The organism is Paracoccus sp. J55 (assembly GCF_000513975.1).
Lineage (GTDB): Bacteria > Pseudomonadota > Alphaproteobacteria > Rhodobacterales > Rhodobacteraceae > Paracoccus.
The window spans coordinates 173,861-197,162 of the sequence record NZ_AZVA01000003.1 but is presented as its reverse complement, the minus strand read 5'-3'; the positions used below and the strand labels follow the sequence as shown (position 1 = coordinate 197,162).

At 68.5% G+C, this 23,302-nt stretch carries 21 protein-coding genes; 5 read left to right on the top strand and 16 right to left on the bottom strand.

Going from position 1 to position 23,302, the window contains the following annotated elements; genetic code table 11:
* Positions 1–456: 456 nt before the first annotated feature.
* The 6 genes from PARJ55_RS0104880 to PARJ55_RS0104855 form a co-directional block, all read right to left on the bottom strand.
* Positions 457–1,641 carry a DUF1501 domain-containing protein gene (locus tag PARJ55_RS0104880; protein ID WP_028712000.1) on the bottom strand — a complete coding sequence of 395 codons (1,185 nt, stop codon included), beginning with the start codon at positions 1,639–1,641 and terminating at the stop codon, positions 457–459.
* 9 nt (positions 1,642–1,650) lie between these two features.
* Positions 1,651–3,018, bottom strand: a complete 1,368-nt coding sequence (locus PARJ55_RS0104875) for a DUF1800 family protein (protein WP_028711999.1) — start codon at positions 3,016–3,018, stop codon at positions 1,651–1,653.
* Between the two features lie 127 nt (positions 3,019–3,145).
* Positions 3,146–4,921, bottom strand: a complete 1,776-nt coding sequence (gene aspS, locus PARJ55_RS0104870) for an aspartate--tRNA ligase (protein WP_028711998.1) — start codon at positions 4,919–4,921, stop codon at positions 3,146–3,148.
* Positions 4,922–4,981: 60 nt separating this feature from the next.
* Positions 4,982–5,638 (bottom strand): type II CAAX prenyl endopeptidase Rce1 family protein, encoded by a 657-nt coding sequence (locus PARJ55_RS0104865; protein WP_028711997.1) that lies wholly within the window; start codon positions 5,636–5,638, stop codon positions 4,982–4,984.
* Positions 5,614–6,399: a GH25 family lysozyme gene (locus tag PARJ55_RS21475; RefSeq protein ID WP_036696951.1), complete on the bottom strand. Its 786-nt coding sequence runs from the start codon at positions 6,397–6,399 to the stop codon at positions 5,614–5,616. The genes PARJ55_RS0104865 and PARJ55_RS21475 overlap by 25 nt, the downstream gene beginning before the upstream one ends.
* A 140-nt stretch (positions 6,400–6,539) precedes the next feature.
* Positions 6,540–7,514 carry a hypothetical protein gene (locus PARJ55_RS0104855; protein ID WP_156929426.1) on the bottom strand — a complete coding sequence of 325 codons (975 nt, stop codon included), beginning with the start codon at positions 7,512–7,514 and terminating at the stop codon, positions 6,540–6,542.
* Positions 7,515–7,627: 113 nt separating this feature from the next.
* Here PARJ55_RS0104855 and PARJ55_RS23230 point away from each other — a divergent pair, with 113 nt between their 5' ends.
* Positions 7,628–8,500, top strand: a complete 873-nt coding sequence (locus PARJ55_RS23230; RefSeq protein ID WP_084637778.1) for a calcium-binding protein — start codon at positions 7,628–7,630, stop codon at positions 8,498–8,500.
* A gap of 163 nt (positions 8,501–8,663) precedes the next feature.
* Here the strand turns inward: PARJ55_RS23230 and PARJ55_RS0104845 are convergent, their stop codons facing one another.
* Both PARJ55_RS0104845 and PARJ55_RS0104840 read right to left on the bottom strand, forming a co-directional pair.
* Positions 8,664–10,043: an FAD-binding oxidoreductase gene (locus tag PARJ55_RS0104845; protein ID WP_028711995.1), complete on the bottom strand. Its 1,380-nt coding sequence runs from the start codon at positions 10,041–10,043 to the stop codon at positions 8,664–8,666.
* Positions 10,044–10,109: 66 nt separating this feature from the next.
* Positions 10,110–11,078: a DUF808 domain-containing protein gene (locus PARJ55_RS0104840; RefSeq protein ID WP_036696948.1), complete on the bottom strand. Its 969-nt coding sequence runs from the start codon at positions 11,076–11,078 to the stop codon at positions 10,110–10,112.
* 156 nt (positions 11,079–11,234) lie between these two features.
* Here PARJ55_RS0104840 and cobS point away from each other — a divergent pair, with 156 nt between their 5' ends.
* A complete protein-coding gene (cobS, locus tag PARJ55_RS0104835; protein WP_028711993.1) occupies positions 11,235–12,209 on the top strand; it encodes a cobaltochelatase subunit CobS in 975 nt (324 codons plus the stop codon).
* Here the strand turns inward: cobS and PARJ55_RS0104830 are convergent.
* Both PARJ55_RS0104830 and PARJ55_RS0104825 read right to left on the bottom strand, forming a co-directional pair.
* Positions 12,206–12,598 (bottom strand): type II toxin-antitoxin system HicB family antitoxin, encoded by a 393-nt coding sequence (locus PARJ55_RS0104830; protein ID WP_028711992.1) that lies wholly within the window; start codon positions 12,596–12,598, stop codon positions 12,206–12,208. The genes cobS and PARJ55_RS0104830 overlap by 4 nt on opposite strands.
* Complete coding sequence (locus PARJ55_RS0104825; RefSeq protein ID WP_198019311.1) at positions 12,595–12,792, bottom strand: type II toxin-antitoxin system HicA family toxin; 198 nt, start codon at positions 12,790–12,792, stop codon at positions 12,595–12,597. The genes PARJ55_RS0104830 and PARJ55_RS0104825 overlap by 4 nt, the downstream gene beginning before the upstream one ends.
* Before the next feature lie 76 nt (positions 12,793–12,868).
* Here PARJ55_RS0104825 and cobT point away from each other — a divergent pair, with 76 nt between their 5' ends.
* The 3 genes from cobT (at position 12,869) to PARJ55_RS0104810 (ending at position 17,927) form a co-directional block, all read left to right on the top strand.
* On the top strand, positions 12,869–14,731 hold the full coding sequence (cobT, locus tag PARJ55_RS0104820; RefSeq protein ID WP_028711990.1) for a cobaltochelatase subunit CobT: 1,863 nt from the start codon (positions 12,869–12,871) through the stop codon (positions 14,729–14,731).
* A 97-nt stretch (positions 14,732–14,828) separates the two neighbouring features.
* Positions 14,829–16,082: an exopolysaccharide biosynthesis GT4 family glycosyltransferase EpsE gene (gene epsE, locus PARJ55_RS0104815; RefSeq protein WP_028711989.1), complete on the top strand. Its 1,254-nt coding sequence runs from the start codon at positions 14,829–14,831 to the stop codon at positions 16,080–16,082.
* Positions 16,083–16,109: 27 nt separating this feature from the next.
* The gene (locus PARJ55_RS0104810; RefSeq protein WP_028711988.1) at positions 16,110–17,927 is read left to right on the top strand and encodes an aminopeptidase P family protein; all 1,818 of its coding nucleotides are present in this window, start codon (positions 16,110–16,112) and stop codon (positions 17,925–17,927) included.
* Positions 17,928–18,117: 190 nt separating this feature from the next.
* Here PARJ55_RS0104810 and PARJ55_RS0104805 read toward each other — a convergent pair whose 3' ends face one another.
* The 6 genes from PARJ55_RS0104805 to PARJ55_RS0104780 all read right to left on the bottom strand — a co-directional run bounded on the left by PARJ55_RS0104805 (position 18,118) and on the right by PARJ55_RS0104780 (position 23,134).
* Positions 18,118–19,164, bottom strand: coding sequence for a DUF475 domain-containing protein (locus PARJ55_RS0104805; protein ID WP_028711987.1), 1,047 nt, complete (start codon positions 19,162–19,164; stop codon positions 18,118–18,120).
* A gap of 112 nt (positions 19,165–19,276) precedes the next feature.
* On the bottom strand, positions 19,277–20,503 hold the full coding sequence (locus PARJ55_RS0104800) for a glycerate kinase (RefSeq protein ID WP_028711986.1): 1,227 nt from the start codon (positions 20,501–20,503) through the stop codon (positions 19,277–19,279).
* Positions 20,503–21,453 carry a D-glycerate dehydrogenase gene (locus tag PARJ55_RS0104795; RefSeq protein WP_028711985.1) on the bottom strand — a complete coding sequence of 317 codons (951 nt, stop codon included), beginning with the start codon at positions 21,451–21,453 and terminating at the stop codon, positions 20,503–20,505. Before PARJ55_RS0104795 ends, PARJ55_RS0104800 begins: the two co-directional genes overlap by 1 nt.
* The gene (locus tag PARJ55_RS0104790; RefSeq protein ID WP_028711984.1) at positions 21,453–21,794 is read right to left on the bottom strand and encodes a tRNA-binding protein; all 342 of its coding nucleotides are present in this window, start codon (positions 21,792–21,794) and stop codon (positions 21,453–21,455) included. Before PARJ55_RS0104790 ends, PARJ55_RS0104795 begins: the two co-directional genes overlap by 1 nt.
* The gene (gene proC / locus PARJ55_RS0104785; protein WP_028711983.1) at positions 21,791–22,594 is read right to left on the bottom strand and encodes a pyrroline-5-carboxylate reductase; all 804 of its coding nucleotides are present in this window, start codon (positions 22,592–22,594) and stop codon (positions 21,791–21,793) included. The genes PARJ55_RS0104790 and proC overlap by 4 nt, the downstream gene beginning before the upstream one ends.
* Before the next feature lie 39 nt (positions 22,595–22,633).
* Positions 22,634–23,134 (bottom strand): YbjN domain-containing protein, encoded by a 501-nt coding sequence (locus tag PARJ55_RS0104780; protein WP_028711982.1) that lies wholly within the window; start codon positions 23,132–23,134, stop codon positions 22,634–22,636.
* Positions 23,135–23,302: the final 168 nt, after the last annotated feature.

The following is a 23,302-nucleotide window of genomic DNA, read 5'->3' as shown; positions in this document are numbered from 1 at the left end:
TGCTGGTTGCTGGTTGCTGGTTGCTGGTTGCTGGTTGCTGGTTGCTGGTTGCTGGTTGCTGGTTGCTGGTTGCTGGTTGCTGGTTGCTGGTTGCTAAGAGCATTCCAACCGCGCGAATGCCGTCAAGACTTGGCGCCCCCCGGGTCATCGGCGAGGAAAGGCCGAGCAAGGCGCCCGCTCCAGCATGGCGCTTCAGGTCGGGACACCGGGAAATCCGGGGCCCGAGACGGGCGTGGCTGAACCGCCGCAGCCGCGGCCTCCGGATGGCGGACCGGCAGCCGGATCATCTTCCGGCGATGCGCGGGACCGCGCGCCCGGATCGTCAGGAAGGCCTTGGCGGAAAGTTCGCCAGCCCCGCGCCCGCCCTAGGCCGCCAGCCAGGTGCCGACGCAGACGCCCCGCGCCCCTCGCCAGGCTCGCCGAGCCCTTGCCGTCAGGCGCGCTGTGGCGAGAAGCTCAGGCCAGCATCCCGGGATCGTCGCCAAGCTCGAGGCCCGGGAAGATCGTGCGCTCCAGCCGGTCGCGCTCGATCCCGAACAGCCCGTGCATGGCCCAGCCGGCATAGGCGCGGATGTCGCGCATGGGCATCAGATCGCGCTCGGCGTAAAGCTGACCCTCGCCCAGCCCCGGCCAGTCGCCATAGCCGCGCCCGCCGCGGATCACGCCCCCCGCCATCAGCAGGGCGCCGCCGGTGCCGTGATCGGTGCCGCCCGAGCCGTTCTCGCGCACCGTGCGGCCGAATTCGGTCATGGCCAGCACCGTGGTCCGGCCCCAGTTCGGCCCCAGCCCCTCGCGCAGCTTCAGGATCGCCGCGGCCAGCCGGTCCAGCGCCCGGCCCAGCACCGCCGGCTGGTTGGCATGGCTGTCCCAGCCGGGGATCGAGAAGGCGGCGATGCGGCTTTCGCCATTCAGCCGGCTGGCCGCAAAGGCCGCCAGCGCCTGGGCATCGGCGGTCGGCCCCTGCATCTTGCCGACATCATCCGAGGTCTCGGCACCGATCTGCACCGCATCCCGCGCCGCGTCGCGAAACAGCGGGTCGTCGTGATAGACATGCTCCAGCAGCGTCTGCGCCTGCGCCGACAGGGTCAGCGCGGCGCGGGGCGCCCAGCTCAGATGCGCCGCCTCGCCCGCCAGGATCCGCATCTGCTCGACGCCCACGGAATAGGCGGTCTCGGCCTTGGCGCCGGGCGTGGCCTGCAAGAGCCGGTTCAGCCAGCCGCCGATGCGGCGGTCCACCGGCAGGTCGTTGCCGGTCCCGGCCTCCAGCACGTCCTGGCCGTCGAAATGGCTGCGCTTGTCGCGATAGGGGGTCGAGACCGCATGCGCGAAGGCCAGCTCGCCTGCCTGCCACAAGGGCAGGAGCGGCTCGAGCCGCGGATGCAGCGCATAAAAGCCGTCGAGGTCCAGCGCGCCGTTTTCCGGCCCCACCGAGAGCTCGCGACGCAGCTTGCGCAGCATCGGGTCGCCATAGGGCTGGATCGCGTCCAGCCCGTCCATGGCGCCGCGCAGGATGATGACCACCAGCCGGTTCTCGCCCGGCAGCGCCGCGAAGGTCATCGAGTTCAGGAAGGGATGCGCCGCGGCCGAGCAGCCGATCAGCGCCGCGCTTTTCAGAAACAGGCGTCGGTCCAGTGTCAGCATCCGTCGCTCCTATCGCCGGTTGAAATCGCCCGAGGCGAGGATCAGCGCCACGCCTTCGGCCGCGCTTTCCGCCTTGGGCACCGCCCAGGCCAGTTCCGCCGATTGCGTGCCGCCGAAGGCCGAGACCAGCATCTCGCGCGGGTCGGGCAGTTCGTCCAGCAGCATGCGGGGAATGCGCAGCGACCAGTTGATGCGCGCGGCCAGGGTCTGCGGCGCGATCCAGGCCCCGGCCTCTTCCGGCCAGCCGTCCGGTCCCTTGGGCTGGCCCCAGGGCTGGCCCATGGCCTCGATCGGCGTCCAGAGCGCCCGGCGCAGGACCGGAATGTCGAGCCCCGCGACCTGTTCGCCGCGGATGCCCAAGGCCCGCAGCCCGGCCACGGCCAGGTCGAAGGGCTGGCGCACCTTCTGCCGCAGGGACGAGGCAAGCTCGGGATGGCTGACCAGCACGCGATAGATCTGGGGCAGATCGCCGCCGCTGTCGCGCCAGACCGCCGCCATGGCGTCGACCAGATCCTCGGACGGCGTGTCCGAGACGAAATGCACCGCCAGCTTGCGCGACAGGTGCCGCGCCGTGTCGGGGTGACGGGCGATGTCGCGAAAGGCGGCGCGGATGTCCTCGAGCCCGCCGCGCCGGCCACTGCCATAGGACTTGCCCAGCACGGTTTCGGCACCCGGCTCCGCCCAGACGGCCTTGAAGGCGAAGCCCTCCTTGTAGGAAAAGCTCAGCCCGGTCAGCAGCTCGGCCAGCTCGCGCACGTCCTTCTGGTCGTAGCCGGCGCCCACGCCCAGCGAATGCAGCTCCAGCGCCTCGCGGGCGAGGTTTTCGTTCAGGCCCAGATGGCGCGCCGGCCGGTTCCTGACAAAGGGCGAATTCGGGCCCCGGCTCGAGATCTGGTCCAGATAGATCAGCATCATCGGATGGGTGTCGGCGGCGAAGAACATGTCCTCGAACCGGCCGTTCACATGCGGGCGGATCGCCTCGTCCACGAAGGCCATGGCCAGCCCGTTGGCGACCTTGTTGAGCGGGCGCACGGTGAAATGGTCGCTCCAGAACTGCACCAGCCTTTCGCCGAAGCCGACCGGATCGTCGACGGCGCGCGCCACCCGGCGCTGCAGGTCCTGGAAGGGCAGCCGCATCAGCCCGTGGTTGGCCTGCTGGAACTCTTTCTCCTGCGCCTCGCCCTCGCGCCGAAGCGGGGCGGCGGCGCGGAAGCGGTTGGCCATGTCCATCGCGCTTTCGGTGGTCATCGCCTGCGGCCCGGGGCCGGTCTGGGCGGCGCTGGCCAGCACCGCTTCGGCATCGGCGGGCGCGGGCATTCGCGGCGACAGGCCAAAACCCAGGCGGATCGCCGCCAGCTCGGGAAATCCAAAGCTCATGCAATCATCCTTGCGGACATCCTCGCGGGGGAAATCGCCCCCATGCGCAAGGTATGGCATGATCGCGGCCGAAGGTCAGTTCACGCTTTCTTCAGATGCGGCGCTGCGGCAAGGCGCCGCCGAACCGTCACTCGCGTGGCAGCACGCGCAGGCGCAATTCGCGCAGCTGCTCGTTCGTCGGCTCGCTGGGGGCGCCCATCATCAGGTCCTCGGCGCGCTGGTTCATCGGGAACATGATGACCTCGCGGATGTTCGCCTCGTCGGCCAGCAGCATCACGATGCGGTCGATCCCCGCCGCGCAGCCGCCATGCGGCGGCGCGCCGTAGCGGAAAGCCTTGACCATGCCGCCGAAACGCTTCTCGACCTCGTCGCGGCCATAGCCGGCCAGTTCGAAGGCCCGGAACATGATTTCCGGCCGGTGGTTGCGGATGGCGCCCGAGACCAACTCATAGCCGTTGCAGGCCAGGTCGTATTGATAGCCCTTGACCGCAAGCGGGTCGCCCTCCAGCGCCTCGAGCCCGCCCTGCGGCATCGAGAACGGGTTGTGGCTGAAGTCGATGCGGCCGTCCTCGCCCTTCTCATACATGGGAAAATCGACGATCCAGGCGAATTTGAACTGGTTCTCGTCGGTCAGGCCCAGTTCGCGGCCGATCTCGTTGCGGGCGCGGCCGGCGACGGCCTCGAAAGCCTCGGGCTTGCCGCCCAGGAAGAAGGCGGCGTCACCCTCGCCCAGGCCCAGCTGCAGGCGGATCGCCTCGGTCTTGTCATGGCCAAGCGCCTTGGCGATGGGGCCGGCGGCCTCGGTCGAGCCGTCCTCGGCCTTGCGCCAGAAGATATACCCCATCCCCGGCAGGCCCTGCTGTTGCGCGAAGGCGTTCATGCGGTCGGCGAACTTGCGCGAGCCGCCGGTGGGCGCCGGAATGGCGCGGACCTCGGTGCCCTCCTGCTCCAGCAGCTTCGCGAAGATGCCGAAGCCCGAGCCGCGGAAATGGTCGCTGACCACCTGCATCTCGATCGGGTTGCGCAGGTCGGGCTTGTCGGAGCCGTATTTCAGCATCGCCTCGGCATAGGGGATGCGGGGCCAGGTCGCATCGACGGGGCGGCCACCGCCGAATTCCTCGAACAGGCCCTGGATCACCGGCTGGATGGCGCGGAACACGTCCTCCTGCTCGACGAAGGACATCTCCATGTCAAGCTGGTAGAAATCGGTGGGCGAGCGGTCGGCGCGCGGGTCCTCGTCGCGGAAGCAGGGCGCGATCTGGAAATACTTGTCGAAGCCCGCGACCATGATCAGCTGCTTGAACTGCTGCGGCGCCTGCGGCAGGGCGTAGAACTTGCCCGGATGCAGCCGCGAGGGCACCAGGAAGTCGCGCGCGCCTTCGGGCGAGCTGGCGGTGATGATCGGGGTCTGGAACTCGGTGAAGCCCTGCTGCCACATGGCGTCCCGCAGCCATTTCACCACGCGCGAGCGCAGCATGATGTTGTTGTGCAGGCTTTCGCGGCGCAGGTCGAGGAAGCGATAGGCCAGCCGCGTCTCCTCGGGATAGTCCTGGTCGCCGAAGACCGGCAGGGGCAGGTCGTCCGAGGCGCCCAGAACCTCCATCGCGGTGGCATAGACCTCGATCTCGCCGGTGGGCAGCTTGGGGTTGACCAGGCTCGGGTCGCGCAGCTTCACCCGGCCGTCGATGCGGATCACCGTCTCGGCGCGCAGCTTTTCCAGCGCCGCAAAGGCGGGGCTGTCGCTGTCGGCGATCACCTGGGTGATGCCGTAATGGTCGCGCAGGTCGATGAACAGCACGCCGCCATGGTCGCGGACCCGGTGGACCCAGCCGGACAGACGGACTTCGGACCCGGCGGCAGCGGCGGTCAGCTCGCCGCAGGTATGGCTGCGATAGGCGCTCATCGTTTTTCCCCTTGCGTATCGGCCACGCATGAACCGCGCCGCGCGGGGGAAGTCAAGCAATCAGAACGGCCGCACCACGTTGCCGGTGTAGAAATAGACCCCCATCCCCACCGCGAAAAGCACGTTGCCCGCCACCGCATGCAAGACCCAGGCCGAGGGGAAGCCCCGCTCCAGATAGGCGCGGGCAAAGACCCAGCCGCCGACGAAGGTCAGGGCCGCGACCACCCAGGACCAATACATCAGATGCGCGAAGGAAAACACCGCCGCGTTCAGCGCGATCGCCCCCTGTCCCGCCGGCAGCAGCACGGCATAGCGGTGGAAGAACAGCGGGCGGAAGATCAGCTCTTGCGGCAGGGCCGAGAGAACGGGGTAGAAGACCCAGATCACCAGCAGGAATTCTGGCCGGTTGCGCACGATCTGGAAGATCGAATTCGGGCTGCTGAACCACAGGATCGCCAGCCCCGCCAGCAGGGTGGCCGTGGCGATGGCCAGGACCTCGTGCCAGGGAAGCCGGCTCCAGCCGCGCACCAGGCTGTGCCAGTGAAAGCCGCCGGTGCGCCACAACAGGCCCAGCCCGGCAAGGCTGAAGACCGCCAGCGCCTCGAACAGCAGGTGGCCCGGCAGGAACAGCGCGATGACCAGCGGCGCCCCCAGATAGAGCGCCGCGAATTCGGCCCAGAGAAGGCCGCGCTCTATTGCAGCCGTCGGTTCAGCCATATCCGCCACTGGGCGGGCGAGCCCGCAAACACGTTCAGGTCCACGTTCCCCCTGATTCCCGGCACGATTCCGGTCCCGGTATATTGCCAGAAACTGTAGGGCTGGCCAGGATAGACGATGCGCGGATGGCCGGCAACCGAGCGCAGCCAGAACTCCTCGGGCCAGGAGCCGAGGTTGTTGTCGCGGTAGAAGTCCACCGTGGTGTAGATGATCGGCCGCTGGCCATAGTGCCGGTGCAGGATGTCCTTGAAGATCCTGGCCTCGCGCAGCACCTCGTGGCTGGGCGGGCGATGCGGGCAGGTCTTGGAGGCGGTCCATTCCAGGTCCAGCACCGGCGGCATGGCGCCGCGTTCCTTGGGCACGTTGGCGATGAACCAGGCGGCCTGCTGCGCCCCCGAGCGGCAGAAATAGAAGTAATGATAGGCGCCGCGCGGGATGCGGGCCTGTCCCGCCTCGTACCAGTAGCGGCGGAAGTTCGGATCGGCGTGGTCGCCGCCCTCGGTCGCCTTGATGAAGGCGAAGCTGATGCCGGCATTGCGCACCCGGTGCCAGTCGATGTCGCCCTGCCAGCGCGAGACGTCGATGCCGTGGACCAGGTGATCATAGGGATGGCCGCCGACCCAGGGATGCGGCGCGCTGTCGCCGAATTGCGGCCCCCGTCCCTGCCCCGCCATCACCGCCGGCCCGCTGGATGGCCCGCGCGCGCAGGCGGCCAGCGCGACCAGCGCCAGCACCGTCAAAATCTTGCCCAGAAGTTTCATGTCTGCCCTCTGCCCCGCGCCGTTCCGACGCTCTGCCCTGGCGCCTGTGTTCGGCGCTTCCCGCCCTTATCGCAAAGGCGCAGGGCTCTGTCACGATGGCGTGACAGTCACGAGTTTGTCAGCGGCGGCAGAGGCCGCTGTCAAAGGCGCACGATCCCGCCCGATACCTCGCTGCGGAGACCGCGGCTGGCAAGTGCGGCACGGTCGTCGGCCTGCCTGATCAGGTCGTTGTGCAGTTGCGGGATGCCGCCGTCGATATTGGCCACATTATATTCCTCGGCCGAATAGGCCGTGCCCTCGGCGTCGTAAAGCGTGATCGACCCGTCCCGGGCCACGTCCATGATCTTGCCCAGCGTGCCGTGGGTGATGCTGAAGCCCTGGAAGCCGCCGTCATAGGCCGGAACGGTCACGCTGGTCGAATCGAAGCTGAACATATTCGCCAGCGAGGCGGCCATGCTTTCCATCCTGTCGCGGTAGAACAACATCATGTCTGTGCCCTTCGCCATGGCGACCTGCCAGTCGCCGCCGGCGGTTCCGCCCCCCGGGCCCGCACCGTAAAGCTGGCCGGAGGCGTCCAGATACTTGTCGGGATCGGAGGCGATCTCGCGCGCATCCGAGACGACGTATTTCACGTTTTCCACCAACGCGCTCGCGAAATGATAGGCATTGGCCATGGCATCGCGCCGCGACGGGAAATCCGCATCGCGCTGCGGCGCCTGGGTGCCCGCAGCTACGCCCGGCGAGGAGATGAACACACCGGGAAAAGCGAGGCGAGAGTCGGAGTTGCTGGTCACCCACGCCCGCCGCGCGCCGGTATATTCGATTATTTCTGCATCGAACGGGCTTTTCGAGCCCTCCATGAGCGCATAGTTGAACTCTCCCATCTGGCCAAATCTGGCCTGAATTTCTTCAAACCTTTCCATGTCTGCAACGACCTCTGCCGGGACATATTTGTCTGAACCCGACAACTCGGCGGCAACCTCAGGTGCAGCAGCCCGCGAAAGCTGATGGACGGACGAAGCGTCTGCCGCCACCACGCCCTGCCCGACGAGCGCCGAGGGCGAATTGCCTGAGTTCAGAATGGTGAGAGCTATGCTCGCTGACGAGAGTTGCATGAAAACGATTCCGTTCAGTTAAACATGTTGCGCCTTGTCGAAATCGTAGTCAGATTTGGCTACGCCAGCAATCAGAAGTTGATTAGATTTTTCACCAAACTCAGGAGATAAACATGGCAAATTACTACGGAACCTCTGGAAATGACAGCATCACCGGCAGCAGCAGCAACGACTATATTTCGGGCGGCGATGGAAACGATACGCTTTACGGCATGGATGGTGCCGACCTGATTATGGGCGGAAGAGGCAATGACGTCATTCTGGGCGGAAATGGCCGGGACACCATTTATGGCGATGCGGGAGACGATACGATAAGGGTGACTGACGCAAGCGACTATTTTACCAGCGCAGGCGACATTATTAATGGAGGGGAAGGAACTGATTATATCTATGCGGAAACCACCAGCAGCAGTGGAACGCTTTGCACCATAAGGCTTGGGCAGGTTTCCTTCGGGGAATGGTTAGTCAATACGACCAACAAGACCCTGATCATCGAAGGAACCGGACTCATAGATGTTTCACCCATAAAGTTCTATTCGACCGCGGGCGGTTCTCTTGGTCAAATCTGGGGTGGCTCTGGAAATAACACGATCAACGGCTTCGATTTTTCCTGGCATAGCGACACGATTATCGGCGGCGGCGGAAACGATCAGATCAACGGCATGGCCGGGAATGATTATCTGCTTGGCATGGCCGGAGACGATACCTTGTCAGGTGATGCCGGCAATGACGTCTTGACGGGATACACCGGCAACGACACGTTCCTTTTCAAATATAATGCCAACGAGGGCAGCGACCGAATTCAAGATTACACCGACGGCAGCGACAAGATTCGGTTTACCGGCGCCGGCGGCGCGGGGTTTGGCGATCTGGTGCTCACCGACATTGGCGCGGATTGCCGGATCGACCTGGCGAGCGGAGGCTCGATCCTGCTGGTGGGCGTCAACTCGGCCGCGCTGGACGCGGGCGATTTCATCTTTGGCTGAGTGCAGGCCATGGGCCAATGCAGCGCACGGCAGGGCGGATGGCCCAGCCGCCGCACGAGATCGGCCGGCGCCCTTGGGGCTGGCCGGCGCTGCAAGCAGGCGGCCGCCCGGCTGGATGCGCAAGCCGCATCGCGGTTTCGTTTCGCGAGAGGGCGCGGCGGCCTCAATCCACCCCCGGCACCAGCTTGCCCGGGTTCATGATGCCCTGCGGATCCAGCGCCCGCTTGATCGCCGCCATCACGCCGATGGCCGCGCCGTGCTGGGCGGGCATCAGGGGCTTCTTGCCGATGCCCACGCCATGCTCGCCGGTGATGGTGCCGCCCACCGCGATGGCGCGCTCGGCCATGCGCAGCGCCACGCGCTTGGCGGCGGCCAGCTCGGCCTCGTCGCCGGGCATCACCAGGATCTGGGCGTGGAAATTGCCGTCGCCGACATGGCCGACGATGGGGCCCAGCAGGCCCTCGGCGCGGATGTCCTCGGCTGCCGCGGCCACCGCGGCGGGCAGGTGCGACATGGGCACGCAGACATCCGTCACCACCGCCGTCGCCCCCGGCCTCAAGGCCAGGCAGGAACGATAGGCGTTGTGCCGCATCTTCCACAGCGCGGCGCGGGCCTCGGGCGTGGTCGCCCAGTCGAAGTCGGTGCCGCCGAAATCCGCGGCCAGCGCGCCGAAGGTTTCGGCGTCGCCCCGGACCGAGGCGGGGGCGCCGTGGAACTCGACCATCAGGTGCGGGCCTTCGTGCATCTGCGTGCCCGAAGCGCGGTTGAAGGCGCGCACCACGTCGGCGTCGATGAACTCGATCCGCGCCATGGGGATGCCCGACTGGATCGTCGCGGTGACGCATTCCACCGCCTGTTCCAGCGTCGGAAAGCCGCAGACCGCCGAGGCGACCTCCTCGGGCTGGCCGTGCAGCTTCAGGGTCAGCTCGGTGATGAGGCCGAGCGTGCCCTCCGAGCCGACGAAAAGCCCGGTCAGGTCATAGCCGGCGCTGGATTTCGCCGCCCGTGTGCCGGTGCGGATCACCCGCCCGTCGGCCAGCACCACCTCCAAGGCCAGCACATTGTCGCGCATGGTGCCGTAGCGCACCGCCGTGGTGCCCGAGGCCCGCGTCGCCGCCATGCCACCCAGCGAGGCGTTGGCGCCGGGATCGACCGGGAAGAACAGGCCGGTGGCGCGCAATTCGGTATTCAGCGCCTCGCGCGTGCAGCCGGGCTGGACGCTGACCTGCATGTCCTCGGCCCGGATCTCCAGCACCCGGTCCATCTTCGACAGGTCGATGACCAGCCCGCCCTGCGGCGCCAGCGCCTGCCCTTCGAGCGAGGTGCCGGTGCCCCAGCCGATCATCGGCACGCGATGGTCGTGACAGATGGCGGCGATGCGCGAGACCTCCTCGGTCGAGACCGGCCAGGCCACCGCGTCGGGCGGCGGGGCGCGGTGGAAGGTCTCGGACTGGGCGTGCAGGTCGCGGTCGGCGCCGCTGGTGGACAGGCGCGCGCCCAGAAGCGCACAAAGCGCGTCGAGGGCCGGGGCGGGAATCGGCATGGACATCTCCTGCGGCATTGGTATGGCAGTTGATAGTCGCGGCAGCCGGCCAAGGGCAAGCCGCGGTCAGGACTTTGCGCCCACCGCGCCCTTCACCGCCTCGATGGCGGGGGTGACGGCGTAATGCGCCACCGGAATCAGCATCATGCCCCAGACCAGCCCGAAGATGCCGTCGAAGAAGGCGGTGGTGGCCCAGGCGGCGAAGCCGGGCGCGGCGGGCAGGGCCCGGGCGGCGGCCTCGGCCACGTGGTGGATCCATTCATAGGGCTGGTGCTGGCCCAGCACGTGCAACCCGTGGATGACGATCTGGCCGCCGACCCAGATCATCGCCGCGGTGCCGACCACGGTCAGCACCTTCATGAAGCCCGGCATGACATGCACGATGCCGCGCCCCAGCGCCGCGCCGGGGCCGCCGCGCTCGTGCAGGTGCAGGCCGAAATCGTCGGCCTTCACGATCAGCGCCACGAAGCCGTAGACCGCGACGGTGATGCCCACCGCCACCACGGCCAGGATCAGCGCCTTCATCCAGATCGCGTCGCCGTTCGGGATCGCGGCCAGCGCGATGGTCATGATCTCGGCCGAGAGGATGAAGTCGGTCTTGATCGCGCCGCGCACCCGCTCCTCTTCCAGCCCGGCGGCGCCTTCCTCGGTGACGGTCAGATGCGGCTCATTGACCTGCTGGTGGCTGAGCGCATGCAGGACCTTCTCGGCCCCCTCGAAGCACAGGTAGGAGCCGCCCAGCATCAACAGGGGCGTGATCGCCCAGGGCGCAAAGGCCGACAGGACCAGCGCGATGGGCAGCAGGATCACCAGCTTGTTGAAAAGCGAGCCGCGGGCGATCTTCATCACGATCGGCACCTCGCGCGCGGCGGAAAAGCCATGCACGTATTTCGGCGTCACCGCGGCGTCGTCGATCACCGCGCCCGCCGCCTTGGCGCCGGCCTTGACCGCCTGCCCGGCCACATCGTCGACCGAAGCCGCCGCGATCTTGGCGATCCCCGCCACGTCGTCCAAGAGCGCCAGCAATCCGCTCATGCCAATCCGTCCTGTCCCAGGTTTCCGCGCGGCACTCTAGGCGGCGGCGCACCCATGCGCAATTCGCAGCCGCGGCAATGGTTCCCGCGCCCCGCCCGGCTTGCACCTGCGCGGGGAATCATTCATCAAGCATGGAACAATCGAAAGGGCCGCCCCATGCTGGATCAGAACGCGAAACCGACCGAGGAAATCGACCTGCGCGAGGTCTTCGGCCTCGACAGCGACATGAAGGTCAAGGGCTTTGCCGAGCGGTCCGACCGGGTGCCGGACATCGATCCGACCTACAAGTTCGACCCCGACACCACGCTGGCGATCCTGGCGGGCTTTGCCTACAACCGCCGGGTGATGATCCAGGGCTATCACGGCACCGGCAAATCCACCCATATCGAGCAGGTGGCGGCGCGGCTGAACTGGCCCTGCGTGCGGGTGAACCTGGACAGCCACGTCAGCCGCATCGACCTGATCGGCAAGGACGCGATCAAGCTGGTCGAGGGCAAGCAGGTCACGGTCTTCCACGAGGGCATCCTGCCCTGGGCGCTGCGCAACCCGACCGCCATCGTCTTCGACGAATACGACGCCGGCCGCGCCGACGTGATGTTCGTGATCCAGCGCGTGCTGGAGGCCGACGGCAAGCTGACGCTGCTGGACCAGAACGAGGTCATCACGCCCAATCCCTATTTCCGCCTGTTCGCGACGGCGAACACCGTCGGCCTGGGCGACACGACCGGCCTTTACCACGGCACGCAGCAGATCAATCAGGGCCAGATGGACCGCTGGTCGCTGGTCTCGACGCTGAACTATCTGAGCCACGACGCCGAGGCCGCCATCGTGCTGGCCAAGAACCCGACCTACAACACGGAAAAGGGTCGCAAGATCATCAGCCAGATGGTGACGCTGGCCGACCTGACGCGGACCGCCTTCATGCAGGGCGACCTGTCCACGGTGATGAGCCCGCGCACGGTGATCGCCTGGGCGCAGAACGCCCGCATCTTCGGCGACAACGTGGGCTACGCCTTCCGCCTGACCTTCCTGAACAAATGCGACGAGCTGGAGCGGCAGACGGTGGCCGAGTTCTATCAGCGGCTCTTCGACGAGGAACTGCCGGAAAGCGCGGCGGTCAAGGCGGGCTAATGCCCGCCCTTGATCTCGTTCAGGGCCGCCATCGCCAGAAAACCTGATCGGGTCAGCCCCAACTGGCCCGCCGCCGTATCGATCGCCTCCAGCGTCCCGGCATCCAGGCTGACATTCACCCGACGCTGCCGCGTGCTGCGCCGGACATGCGGCACAGCGATCAGAAATGCCCCCGCCGCCAGCTCCTCGGCGCATTCCGCGGCGATATCGCGCAAGGACCGCGGTGCCGTAACGGGCTGGTCCTCGAACCACAATTCAAGGGCCTCGACCGCGTTGGGCAGGATGTCGTTTTCGGCATCCGCAGCCGAAAAGCAGCCCGGCAGGTCCGGAAAACGGATGCCGAAGGCGCTGTCCTCGTCCTTTTCCACCAGCGCGAGATAGGTTTTCATTCGCCCTCCAGCCAGCCTGCCATGCGCGCGATGCTGCGCGCGGTTCCAATCGGCAGATCCTTTTTCGGATGCGGCACGATGACCGTCCGCGCATCCTTGCGGAACTTGTGATGCGAGCCCCTGATCGAGATCAGGGCCCACCCCTCGGCCTCCAGCCGTCTCACAATATCCCGGCTGCTCCGCAGGATCTCCATATGTGTATTTATGTGCGCACACGACTTTCCGTCAAGACCTCTCGACAGAGGCGGCAATCTGTCCCAGAAACGAGTCATGAAAAAATCCGACAACCCCGCCGATCCGTTCAAGAAGGCCCTGACCGAGGCCACCCGCGCGCTGGCCGAGGATCACGAGCTGAACGTGACCTTCACCGCCGACCCCTCCGGCGTGGCGGGCGACACCATGCGCCTGCCGCAGGTCAGCCGCCGCATGACCCGCGACGAGGTGCTGCTGGCGCGCGGCACCGCCGATGCCCTGGCGATGAAGCTGCGCCACCACGACGCCGCGACCCATGCGAAATACGCCCCCGCCGGGCCCATGGCGCGCGACCTTTACGAGGCGATGGAGACCGCGCGCTGCGAGGCTCTGGGCGCGCGCGACATGCCCGGGGCGCTGTCGAACATCGACGCCAAGCTGGGCCAGGAGGCCGAGCGCAAGGGCTATGGCCAGATCAAGGCGCCCGCCGATGCGCCGCTGGCCGTCGCGGCGGGGTATATCGTGCGGCAGGCGGCGACGGGCCGCGCCCTGCCCTCGGCCGCGCAGCATGTCGCGGACCTGTGGCGGCCTTTCGTCGAGGAACAGGCCGGCGCCGATCTGGAAGGCGTGGGCCAGGTGATCGCCGACCAGGCCGCCTTCGCGCGTCTGGCCCGCAAGGTGATCGCCGATCTGGGCTATGGCGACCAGTTGGGCGAGGACCCGGACGAGCCGCAGGAGGACGAGGCCGACGAGAACGCCGAGCAGGACGAGGAGGCCGGCGACAACCAGTCCCGCGACCAGAACCAGGACGAGGAGGCCGAGGCCAGCCCGGAACGCACCCAGGACCAGACCCAGGACGAACGCCAGGCCCAGGTCAGCATGGACGACCAGTCCGACGAGGAGCTGGTGGACGAGGCCGAGATGTCCGAGGCCGAGACGCCCCCCGACCTGCCGCCGCAGGTCAGCGAGGCAAGCCCCGACTACAAGGTCTATACCCAGGACTTCGACGAGGAGATCCGCGCCGAGGACCTCGCCGATCCGGCCGAACTGGAGCGGCTGCGCGCCTATCTGGACAAGCAGCTGGAGCCCCTGCGCGGCGCGGTCAGCCGGCTGGCGAACAAGCTGCAGCGCCGCCTGCAGGCGCAGCAGAACCGCAGCTGGGAATTCGACAAGGAAGAGGGCGTGCTGGATGCCGGGCGCCTCGCCCGCGTGGTGGCGAACCCGACGACGCCCTTGTCCTTCAAGGTCGAAAAGGACACCGAGTTCCGCGACACCGTGGTCACGCTGCTGCTGGACAACTCGGGCTCGATGCGCGGCCGGCCGATCTCCATCGCCGCGATCTGCGCCGATGTGCTGGCCCGGACGCTGGAGCGTTCGCAGGTCAAGGTCGAGATCCTGGGCTTCACCACCCGGGCCTGGAAGGGCGGCCAGAGCCGCGAGAAATGGCTGGCCGCCGGCCGGCCGGCGCAGCCGGGACGGCTGAATGACCTGCGCCATATCATCTACAAGGCCGCCGATGCCCCCTGGCGGCGGGTGCGCCCGAATCTGGGCCTGATGATGAAAGAAGGGCTGCTCAAGGAAAACATCGACGGCGAGGCGCTGGAATGGGCGCATCGGCGGCTGGCCCGGCGGCCCGAGGCGCGGCGCATCCTGATGGTGATCTCGGACGGGGCGCCGGTGGACGATTCGACCCTTTCGGTCAACCCGGCGAATTTCCTAGAAAAGCACCTACGCGACGTGATCGCGATGATCGAGCGCAAGAAGCAGGTGGAACTGCTGGCCATCGGCATCGGCCATGACGTGACCCGCTATTACCAGCGCGCGGTGACGATCACCGATGCCGAGCAGCTGGCCGGCGCCATCACCGAACAACTTGCCGCGCTGTTCGAGGCCGATCCCAGGAAGCGCGCCCGCGCCATGAACCAGCGCCGGGCGGGATAGCCTGTCCATTCCGGCTGCTTGATCTGCCCCGCATCCCGTGCGACCAATTTCGCCGGACCGGGGCCGCTTTCAGCCTCGCAGGCCAAGGGGCTTTGACGTGTTGAAGATCGGCTTTTTCATTCCCGAGTTTCCGGGCCAGACGCATATCTTCCTGTGGCGCGAACGACAGGCGCTGGCCGAACTGGGGATCGAGGCCGATCTGGTTTCGACCCGGCCGCCGCCGCGCGCCGTCGCCTCGCACGCCTGGGCGGCCGAGGCGCAGGCCCGGACCCGCTACCTGATGCCGCTGGGCGCCGAGGGTTTCGGCATCGTCGCGGAATTCCTGCGCTCGGGACCGGCCGGCTGGGCGCGCGGCCTGGGCGCGGCGCTGAGCGCCGAGGCGCAGGGCGTCAAGGGCCGGCTGCGGATGCTGGCGCTGCTGGCCATGGGCGCGCGGCTGAAGCGCATCGCCCGCCAGCAGGGCTGGAACCATGTCCATGTCCACAGCTGCGCCGACAGCGCCAATATCGCCATGTTCGCGGAACGGCTGGGCGGACCCGGCTACAGCCTGACCCTGCACGGGCCGACGCTGGAGGGCTATGGCCCGAACCAGCGGCAGAAATGGCGCCACGCGCGCTTCGCCACCATCATCTCGCAATTGCTGACGCGCGTGGCCGAGCGCGAGATCGGCACCGACCGCCCCGCCGTCATCAATGTCGCGCCGATGGGGGTGGACCTCGACCAGATCCGCCGCCGGACGCCCTGGCAGCCCCCTGCCCCCGGCGAGGCCCTGCGGATCTTCAGCTGCGGCCGGCTGAACGCGGTCAAGGGCCATGACCACCTGATCGAGACGGTCGCCCTGCTGCGCGCCCAGGGCATCGACGCCCGGCTGGAGATCGCCGGCGAGGACGAGCAAGGCGGCTCGGGCTATCACCGCCAGCTCGACGCGCTGATCGCCGGGAAGGGCCTCGGCGATGCCGTCACGCTGCTGGGCGCGGTCAGCGAGGATCGGGTGCGCGAGGGGCTGGAGCGCGCGCATGTCTTTGCGCTGGCCAGCCTGAACGAGGGCATCTCGGTCGCGATCATGGAGGCGATGGCGATGGAGATGCCGGTGGTCGTCACCGATGTCGGCGGCAATCACGAGCTGATCACCTCGGGCCGCGACGCGATCCTGGTGCCGCCCGAGCGGCCCGAGATCATGGCCGAGGAGATCGCCCGGCTGCACGCCGATCCCGAGGAAGCGCGGCGGCTGGCGCAGGCCTCCCGCGCCCGCGTCGCCGCCGAGTTCCACCACCGCCGCAGCGCCGAGGCGGTGGCCGACGGCCTCGCGCGCACCCTGCCCGGCGCAAGCGCGGCGCTGGCCCGCGCCTGAAAACCAGAACAAGACCCGGAGGCGAGCATGTTCCAGAATTACGACAGCCATTCCGACCCCGCCGCGCATCCGCCCCGGCTGGCCGCGCTGCGCCGCGAACTGGCGGCGCGCGAGCTCGACGGCTTCCTGGTGCCGCGCGCCGATGCGCATCAGGGCGAATATGTCGCCTCCCGCGACGCGCGGCTGGCCTGGCTGACCGGCTTCACCGGCAGCGCCGGTTTCTGCATCGTCACCCCCGACCGCGCCGGGGTGTTCATCGACGGCCGCTATCGCGTGCAGGTCAAGGCCGAGGTGGACCCGGCGCATTTCACGCCGGTGCCCTGGCCGGAAACCAGGCCCGCTGACTGGCTGCGCGAGGCCCTGCCCGAGGGCGGGCGCATCGGCTACGACCCCTGGCTGCACACGCGGCGCGATATCCGCGAGATGGAAAAGGGCCTGGCCGGTTCGGGCATCGCGCTGATCGCGCTCGACACGAACCCGGTCGATGCCATCTGGCCCGACCAGCCCGAGGCGCCGGTGGGCGCGGTGCGGCTCTGGCCCGACGCGATCGCCGGCGAGACCGCGGCCGAAAAGCGCGCCAGCATCGCCCAGGCGCTGCGCGAGGCCGGGCAGCAGGCGGCGGTGCTGACCCTGCCCGATTCGGTCTCGTGGCTTCTGAACATCCGCGGCGCCGACGTGCCGAAGAACCCGGTGGTGCAATGCTTCGCCATCATCGAGGAGAACGGCCATGTCGCCGTTTTCACCAACCCGGCCAAGTTCGGCGCCGAGGTGCGGGCGGCGCTTGGCAACGCGGTCTCGGTGCTGCCGCTGGACGCGCTGACCCCGGCGCTGACCAACCTTGCCGGCCCGGTGCGGGTCGATCCCGCCAGCGCGCCCGACCGGGTCTTCGCGCTGATCGAAAGCATGAACACCCCCATCGCCGAGGCCCCCGACCCGGTGATCCTGCCGAAAGCCTGCAAGAACCCGGCCGAGATCGCCGGCATGCGCGCCGCGCATCTGCAGGACGGCGCGGCGGTGACGGAGCTCTTGTGCTGGCTCGACAGCCGCGCGCCGCATCTGGACGCCGAGCCGCTGACCGAGATCGACGTGGCGCAAAGGCTCGAGGAATTGCGCGTCGCGCGCGGCATCCTCGACATCAGCTTCGACACCATCGCGGCCACCGGCCCGCATGCCGCGATCCCGCATTACCATGTCGACCGGCAAAGCAACCTGCGCATCCTGCCCAGCCATGTGCTGCTGGTCGATTCCGGCGGGCAATACAAGGACGGCACCACCGACATCACCCGCACCCTGCCGATGGGCCCGGTCGATCCGGCGGTGCGCCGGCCCTATACGCGGGTGCTGCAAGGCATGATCGCCGTGTCGCAGGTGCAGTTCCCGAAGGGCGTCGCCGGCTGCCATATCGACGCCCTGGCCCGCGCGCCGCTCTGGTCCGAGGGCATGGATTACGACCACGGCACCGGGCACGGTGTCGGCGCCGGGCTGTCGGTGCACGAGGGGCCGGTCAGGATCTCGCGCATCTCGGACATCCCCCTGCAGCCCGGCATGATCCTGTCGAACGAGCCCGGCTATTACCGCGAGGGCGCCTTCGGCATCCGCATCGAGAACCTGATCGTGGTCGAGAAGCGCGAAAGCCCGGATGGCCGCGAGATGCTGGGCTTCGAGACCCTGACCTTCGCCCCGATCGACCGGCGCCTGATCGAGCCGGGACTGCTCGCCCCGGCCGAGATCGCCTGGCTCGACGCCTATCACGCCCGGGTCTGGGAAAAGATATCGCCGCTGGTCGAGGGCGAGGTGCGCGACTGGCTCTTCCTGGCGACGCGACCGCTGGGCGGCAGCGCCTGACTGCTATCCTTTCCGCTTTCCAAATACCCATGCGACAGTGCAGCCGCCGCCGCGCGACCCGGTGAGGCACTGCGGCACGGCTTCTCTGTTGTCCAAATACCCCCGCGACGCCGCCTCCGGGCACGGCCGCAGGGGTATTTAGGAAACAGAGAAGACAAGACACGCCGCGCCCGGCCGTCCGCGGGCCGGGCTAGCCATGCGGGTGGCGGCGGCGCCAGGCCAACGAGCTGAAGAAGGCCATGGCGATGAAGCAGGCGCCCAGCAGGCCGGTGACGACTTCCGGAATAGGGCGCAGGGTCTGCACGAACATCAGCACCGACAGCACGAAGATCGACCAGAAGGCGCCATGCTCGAGATAGCGGAAGGCGGCAAGCGTGCCGCGCTCGACCAGCATCACCGTCATCGAGCGCACATACATCGCGCCGATGCCCAGGCCGATGGCGATCAGGAACAGGTTCTGCGTCAGCGCGAAGGCGCCGATCACGCCGTCGAAGCTGAAGGAGGCATCCAGCACTTCCAGATAAAGGAAGGCGCCGAAGCCGCCGCGCGCCATGTCGGCGGGCTGCGGCGCGCCGCCCCAGCGGTCGAGCACATGGCCCAGCATGTCCACCAGCAGGTAGGTGATCACCCCCCAGATCGCGGCGATGATGAAGGCGTGTTCCTTTTCCGCCGGCAGCTGGCCGACGATCACCAGCATGCAGATCAGCACAAAGCCGACCTCCATGCCGCGGATCTCGCCCAGCTTGCGCAGCGCCGCCTCGACGCCCTTGATCCAGTCCACGTCCTTGGCCTCGTCGAAGAAATAGTTCAGCGCCACCAGCATCAGGAAGGCGCCGCCGAAGGCCGCGATGGGCAGATGCGCCTCGTGGATGATGCGGGAATATTCCTGCGGCTGGGTGGCGGCGAGGCGCACCGCCTCCCATGGCGCGAGCCGCGCGGCGATCACCACCACCAGCAGCGGGAAGATCACCCGCATGCCGAAGACCGCGATGAGGATGCCCCAGGTCAGGAAGCGGCGCTGCCATTTCGGCGTCATCTGCTTGAGCTTGTTGGCGTTGACGATGGCGTTGTCGAAGGAAAGCGAGATCTCCAGCACCGCCAGGATGCCGGCGATCAGGAAGAAGGCCAGCGCGCCCGAGCCGGTGCCGTGATATTCCCAGCCGAGGAAGGCGGCCAGCGCCAGCCCGGCGCCGGTGACGATGAAGGGCCAGGTCATGTAGCTGAGGGTCGATCTCATGGGCTTCCCCTTCCTGCGGCTTGTGCCTTCCGGTCTTAGGCGCTGCCCGGGGGGCGGGCAAGGCGGGCGGGTGCAGGGCGGCCTTGCGCACGGGCCCGACCGCGCCGCCCCTTCAGGCGCGCACCAGCACTGCCAGGTCGGCGACATTGGTGCCGGTGGCGCCGGTCACCACCAGCGCGTCGCCGGCGGCCAGCGCCGGGGTGGAATCGTTGCGGGCCAGCGCCGCGACGGGGTCGATGCCGCCCGCCCGGATCGCCTGGGGCGTGGCGGGACCGACCAGCCCGCCCGCCGCCTCGCCCGGTCCGTCGCGCCCGTCGCTGCCGACCGCGGCGAAGGTCCAGTCGAAACCCGCCGGCTGCGCCTCGGCCAGCAGCGCCAGGCGCAGGGCCAGTTCCTGGTTGCGCCCGCCCATGCCGTCGCCGGCCAGCTTCACCGTGGTCTCGCCCCCGAAAGCCAGCGCCTGGCCGGGATGCAGCCCTGGCGCCAGCGCCCAGATCGCCTTCGCGCAATCCTGCACGTCGCCCTGAAGCGGCAGCGGCGCGGGATCGGCCCCCGCCTCGACCATGGCCGCCACCGACAGCGCGTTCGAGCCGACGAGGGTGTTCCTGGCCGCAGGCAAGGTGCGGCGATCCTCGGGGCGCTTGAGCGCCGCCCGTGCCGCCTCGGGCATCCGCTCCCAGATGCCCAGCCCGCGCGCCAGATCGGCCGCCTGCGCCCGGGTGCCCACCGGTGCGACCGTCGGCCCCGAAGCGATCACCCGCAGGTCGTCCCCCGGCACATCGGACAGGATCAGCGCCGTCACCGGCGCCCGCGACAGCCGCAGCCAGCCGCCGCCCTTGAGCCGCGACAGGCCCTGCCGGATCAGGTTCACCTGCGCGATATCCGCGCCCGAGGCCAAAAGCAGCCGGTTCACCGCCTGCTTGTCGGCCAGCGTCATGCCCTCGGCCGGCGCCGGCAGCATGGCCGAGCCGCCGCCCGAGATCAGCGCCAGCACCCGGTCCTGCGGCCCGGCGGCCGATAGCATGGCGATCACCGCCTCGGCCGCCGCCGCGCCATCGGCGTCGGGCTGCGGATGGCCGGCGCGCATGACCCGCGCGCCGGGCAGGGCCGCGTCGTTGCCGGCATTGGTCACCACCAGCGCCTCGGCCCCCGGCAGCGCCTGCAGCGCCGCCCGGGCCATGGCGCGGGCGGCCTTGCCGACGGCGATCACCTGCCATCGCCCGCCAGGTTCCGGCGGATCGGCCAGCACCTCGGCCATGCCGCGCGCCACCGCCGCGGCGGGATCGGCGGCGGCGATGCCGGCGCGGATCAGCGCCAAGGCGCGGTCGCGCGGCGCCATCAGTTCACCCGGTCCGGCAGGGCGTGCCCCTCGGCAAAGGCGACCAGATTGTTCATCGCCCGCATGGCCATGGCGGTGCGCACCTCCTCGGCGGCGGTGCCCAGATGCGGCAGCAGGGTCACGTTCTCCATGGCGCAGAGCGCGGGCGCGACACGGGGCTCGAACTCGTAGACATCCAGCCCCGCCCCGGCGATCCGGCCCTGCGCCAGCGCCTCGACCAGCGCCGCCTCTTCGACCACGTCGCCGCGGGCGATGTTGATCAGGTAGGAGCGCGGCCCCAGCCGTTCCAGCGCGCGGGCGCCGATCATGTGGCGGGTCTCGGCGCCGCCGGGCACGGCGACGACGGCGAAATCCGACTGCGCCAGCAGTTCGTCCAGATCCGCCACCTGCCGGGCCGGGAAGTCCAGCGACGACACCATCGAGCGGTTGTGAAAGATCACATCCATGCCGAAGCCGTAATGGCAGCGCCGGGCGATGGCCTTGCCGATGCGACCCATGCCGATGACGCCGACCGTGCAGCCGGTGACATGCCGGCCCAGCAGCTGCGTCGGCTCCCAGCCGGTCCAGTCGCCGCGGCGCAGCAGCCGCTCGCCCTCGCCGGCGCGGCGCGCGGTCATCAGGATCAGGGTCAGCGCGATGTCCGCGGTGGCCTCGGTCACGGCATCGGGGGTGTTGGTCACGGCGATGCCGGCCGCCGCGGCCGCCGCCACGTCGATATGGTTGTAGCCGGCGCCGAAATTGGCCAGCAACCGGCAGCGCGGCCGGCCCTGGAAGGCCTCGGCGGCAAAGCGGTCTCCCAGCGTCGGCATGATCGCGTCGTAATCGGCCAGCGCCCGCGCCGCCTCGTCGACGCTGAGCCCGTCCTTGCGGTCCAGGATCTCGGTCTCGAACCGGGCCGAGAGCGCATGTTCCGCCGCCTGAGTCATGCGGCGCGTCACCAGAAGCTTCATCAATACATCCTTCCGCCAAGGGGCACCGGCTGGTCCGGGCCGATCAGCACGACCTCGCCTTCCTCGTCCGGCAGGCCCAGCACCAGGACCTCGGACATGAAGGGGCCGATCTGGCGCGGCGGGAAATTCACCACCGCCAGCACCTGCCGGCCGATCAGCCCGTCCGGCGCGTAATGCCGGGTGATCTGGGCCGAGCTTTTGCGCTCGCCGATCTCCGGCCCGAAATCCAGCCACAGCTTGAAAGCCGGCCGCCGCGCCTCGGGAAAAGGCTCGGCCCGGGTGATGCGGCCGACGCGGATCTCGAGTTTTTCGAAATCCGCCCAGGCGATCGGCTCGCTCATTTCCCCAGCACCCGCCCCCGCGCGGCGGCGGCCGCTATGGTGCGGCGCATCAGCGGCGGCAGTCCGGTCCCGGGGTCCATCAGTTCCTTCAACCCCGCCGCCGTGGTGCCGCCGGGCGAGGTCACCGCCTCGCGCAGCTTCGCCGGGTCCTCGTCCTCATGCACGGCCAGCGCGCCGGCCCCGGCCACGGTGGCCCGCGCCAGTTCCAGCGCCAGCCCGGCCGGCAGACCCTCGGCCTCGCCTGCCGCCGCCATGGCCTCGATCATGTGAAAGACATAGGCGGGACCCGAGCCGGACAGCGCCGTCACCGCATCCATCTGGCCCTCGCTCTCCAGCCGCACGACGCGGCCGACGGCGGAAAGCAGCGCCTCGGCCAGCGCCATCTCGACCTCGTCGGCCCTGGCATTGCCGATGACGGCGGTGATGCCCTGGCCGATGGCCGCCGGCGTGTTCGGCATGGCGCGCACGATGGGCGCGGCCGGAAACGCCGCCTCATAGGCCGCCAGCGTCACCCCTGCCGCGACCGAGATGACCAGCGTCCCCGCCCCGACCGAAAGCCGCGGCAGCACATCCGCCATCATCTGCGGCTTGACGGCGATCACCAGCACCGCCGGATCGGCCGGCAATTCGCCGTTGACCGAAATACCCAGATCCAACAGTTCCGCCCGGGGATGCGGGTCGATCACATGCACCGCGCCCGCCGCCAGCCCGTTCTTCAGCCAGCCGTCCAGCAATGCCCCGCCCATGCGGCCGCAGCCGACCAGCACCAGCCCGCACGCGTTCACCTTGGAAAAATCCATAGTCCTGCCCTTGCCTTGCCCCGCCGGAGCGCGGGAAATTCAGGCGCGACCGTAGGCCTCGGACAGGGCGATGTCCATGGCGGCATCGGGCGTCGCATCGCCCCAGCAGGCCAGCTGGAAGCAGGGATAGAACCGCTCGCAGGCCAGGATGGCATTGCCGATCATCTGGTCGATCTGCTCGGGGCTGGCGATGGCCTCGCCCGACAGCACCAGCCCGTAGCGCCAGACCATCAGCTTCTGCGGCGACCAGAAGGTGAAGCCGCCGTCCCAGACCTGATCGTTGGCCAGGTTCAGCACCTCGTAAAGCGCCGGCAGCTTCTCGGCCGGAGGGTCCATGTCGAAGGTGCAGATCAGCCGCAGCACTTCCTCGCGCGGCGACCAGGCCAGCGTGATCGAATAGCTGCGCCATTGCCCCTCGACCGCCATGGCGATCTGGTCCTCGGCCAGACGGTCGAAGTCCCATTCGTGATGCGCCGCGACGGTTTCCACGATGTCGATGGGATGGATGTCATCGCTATGGATGAAGTCCAGCTGTGCCATATCCTGTCCCCCTGCCTGTCTGCGAGCGGAGCAAGGTCGAACCTCAACCCTCGGCCCCAACTCTTGGTGGCCCCGACTACACCCGGCGTAGTTTCCGGAATGTGCCTACAACATATCGTGTGCCGGTTCCACGAGGGTGTAAAGCGAAAATTCCGTTACCGGCGCACG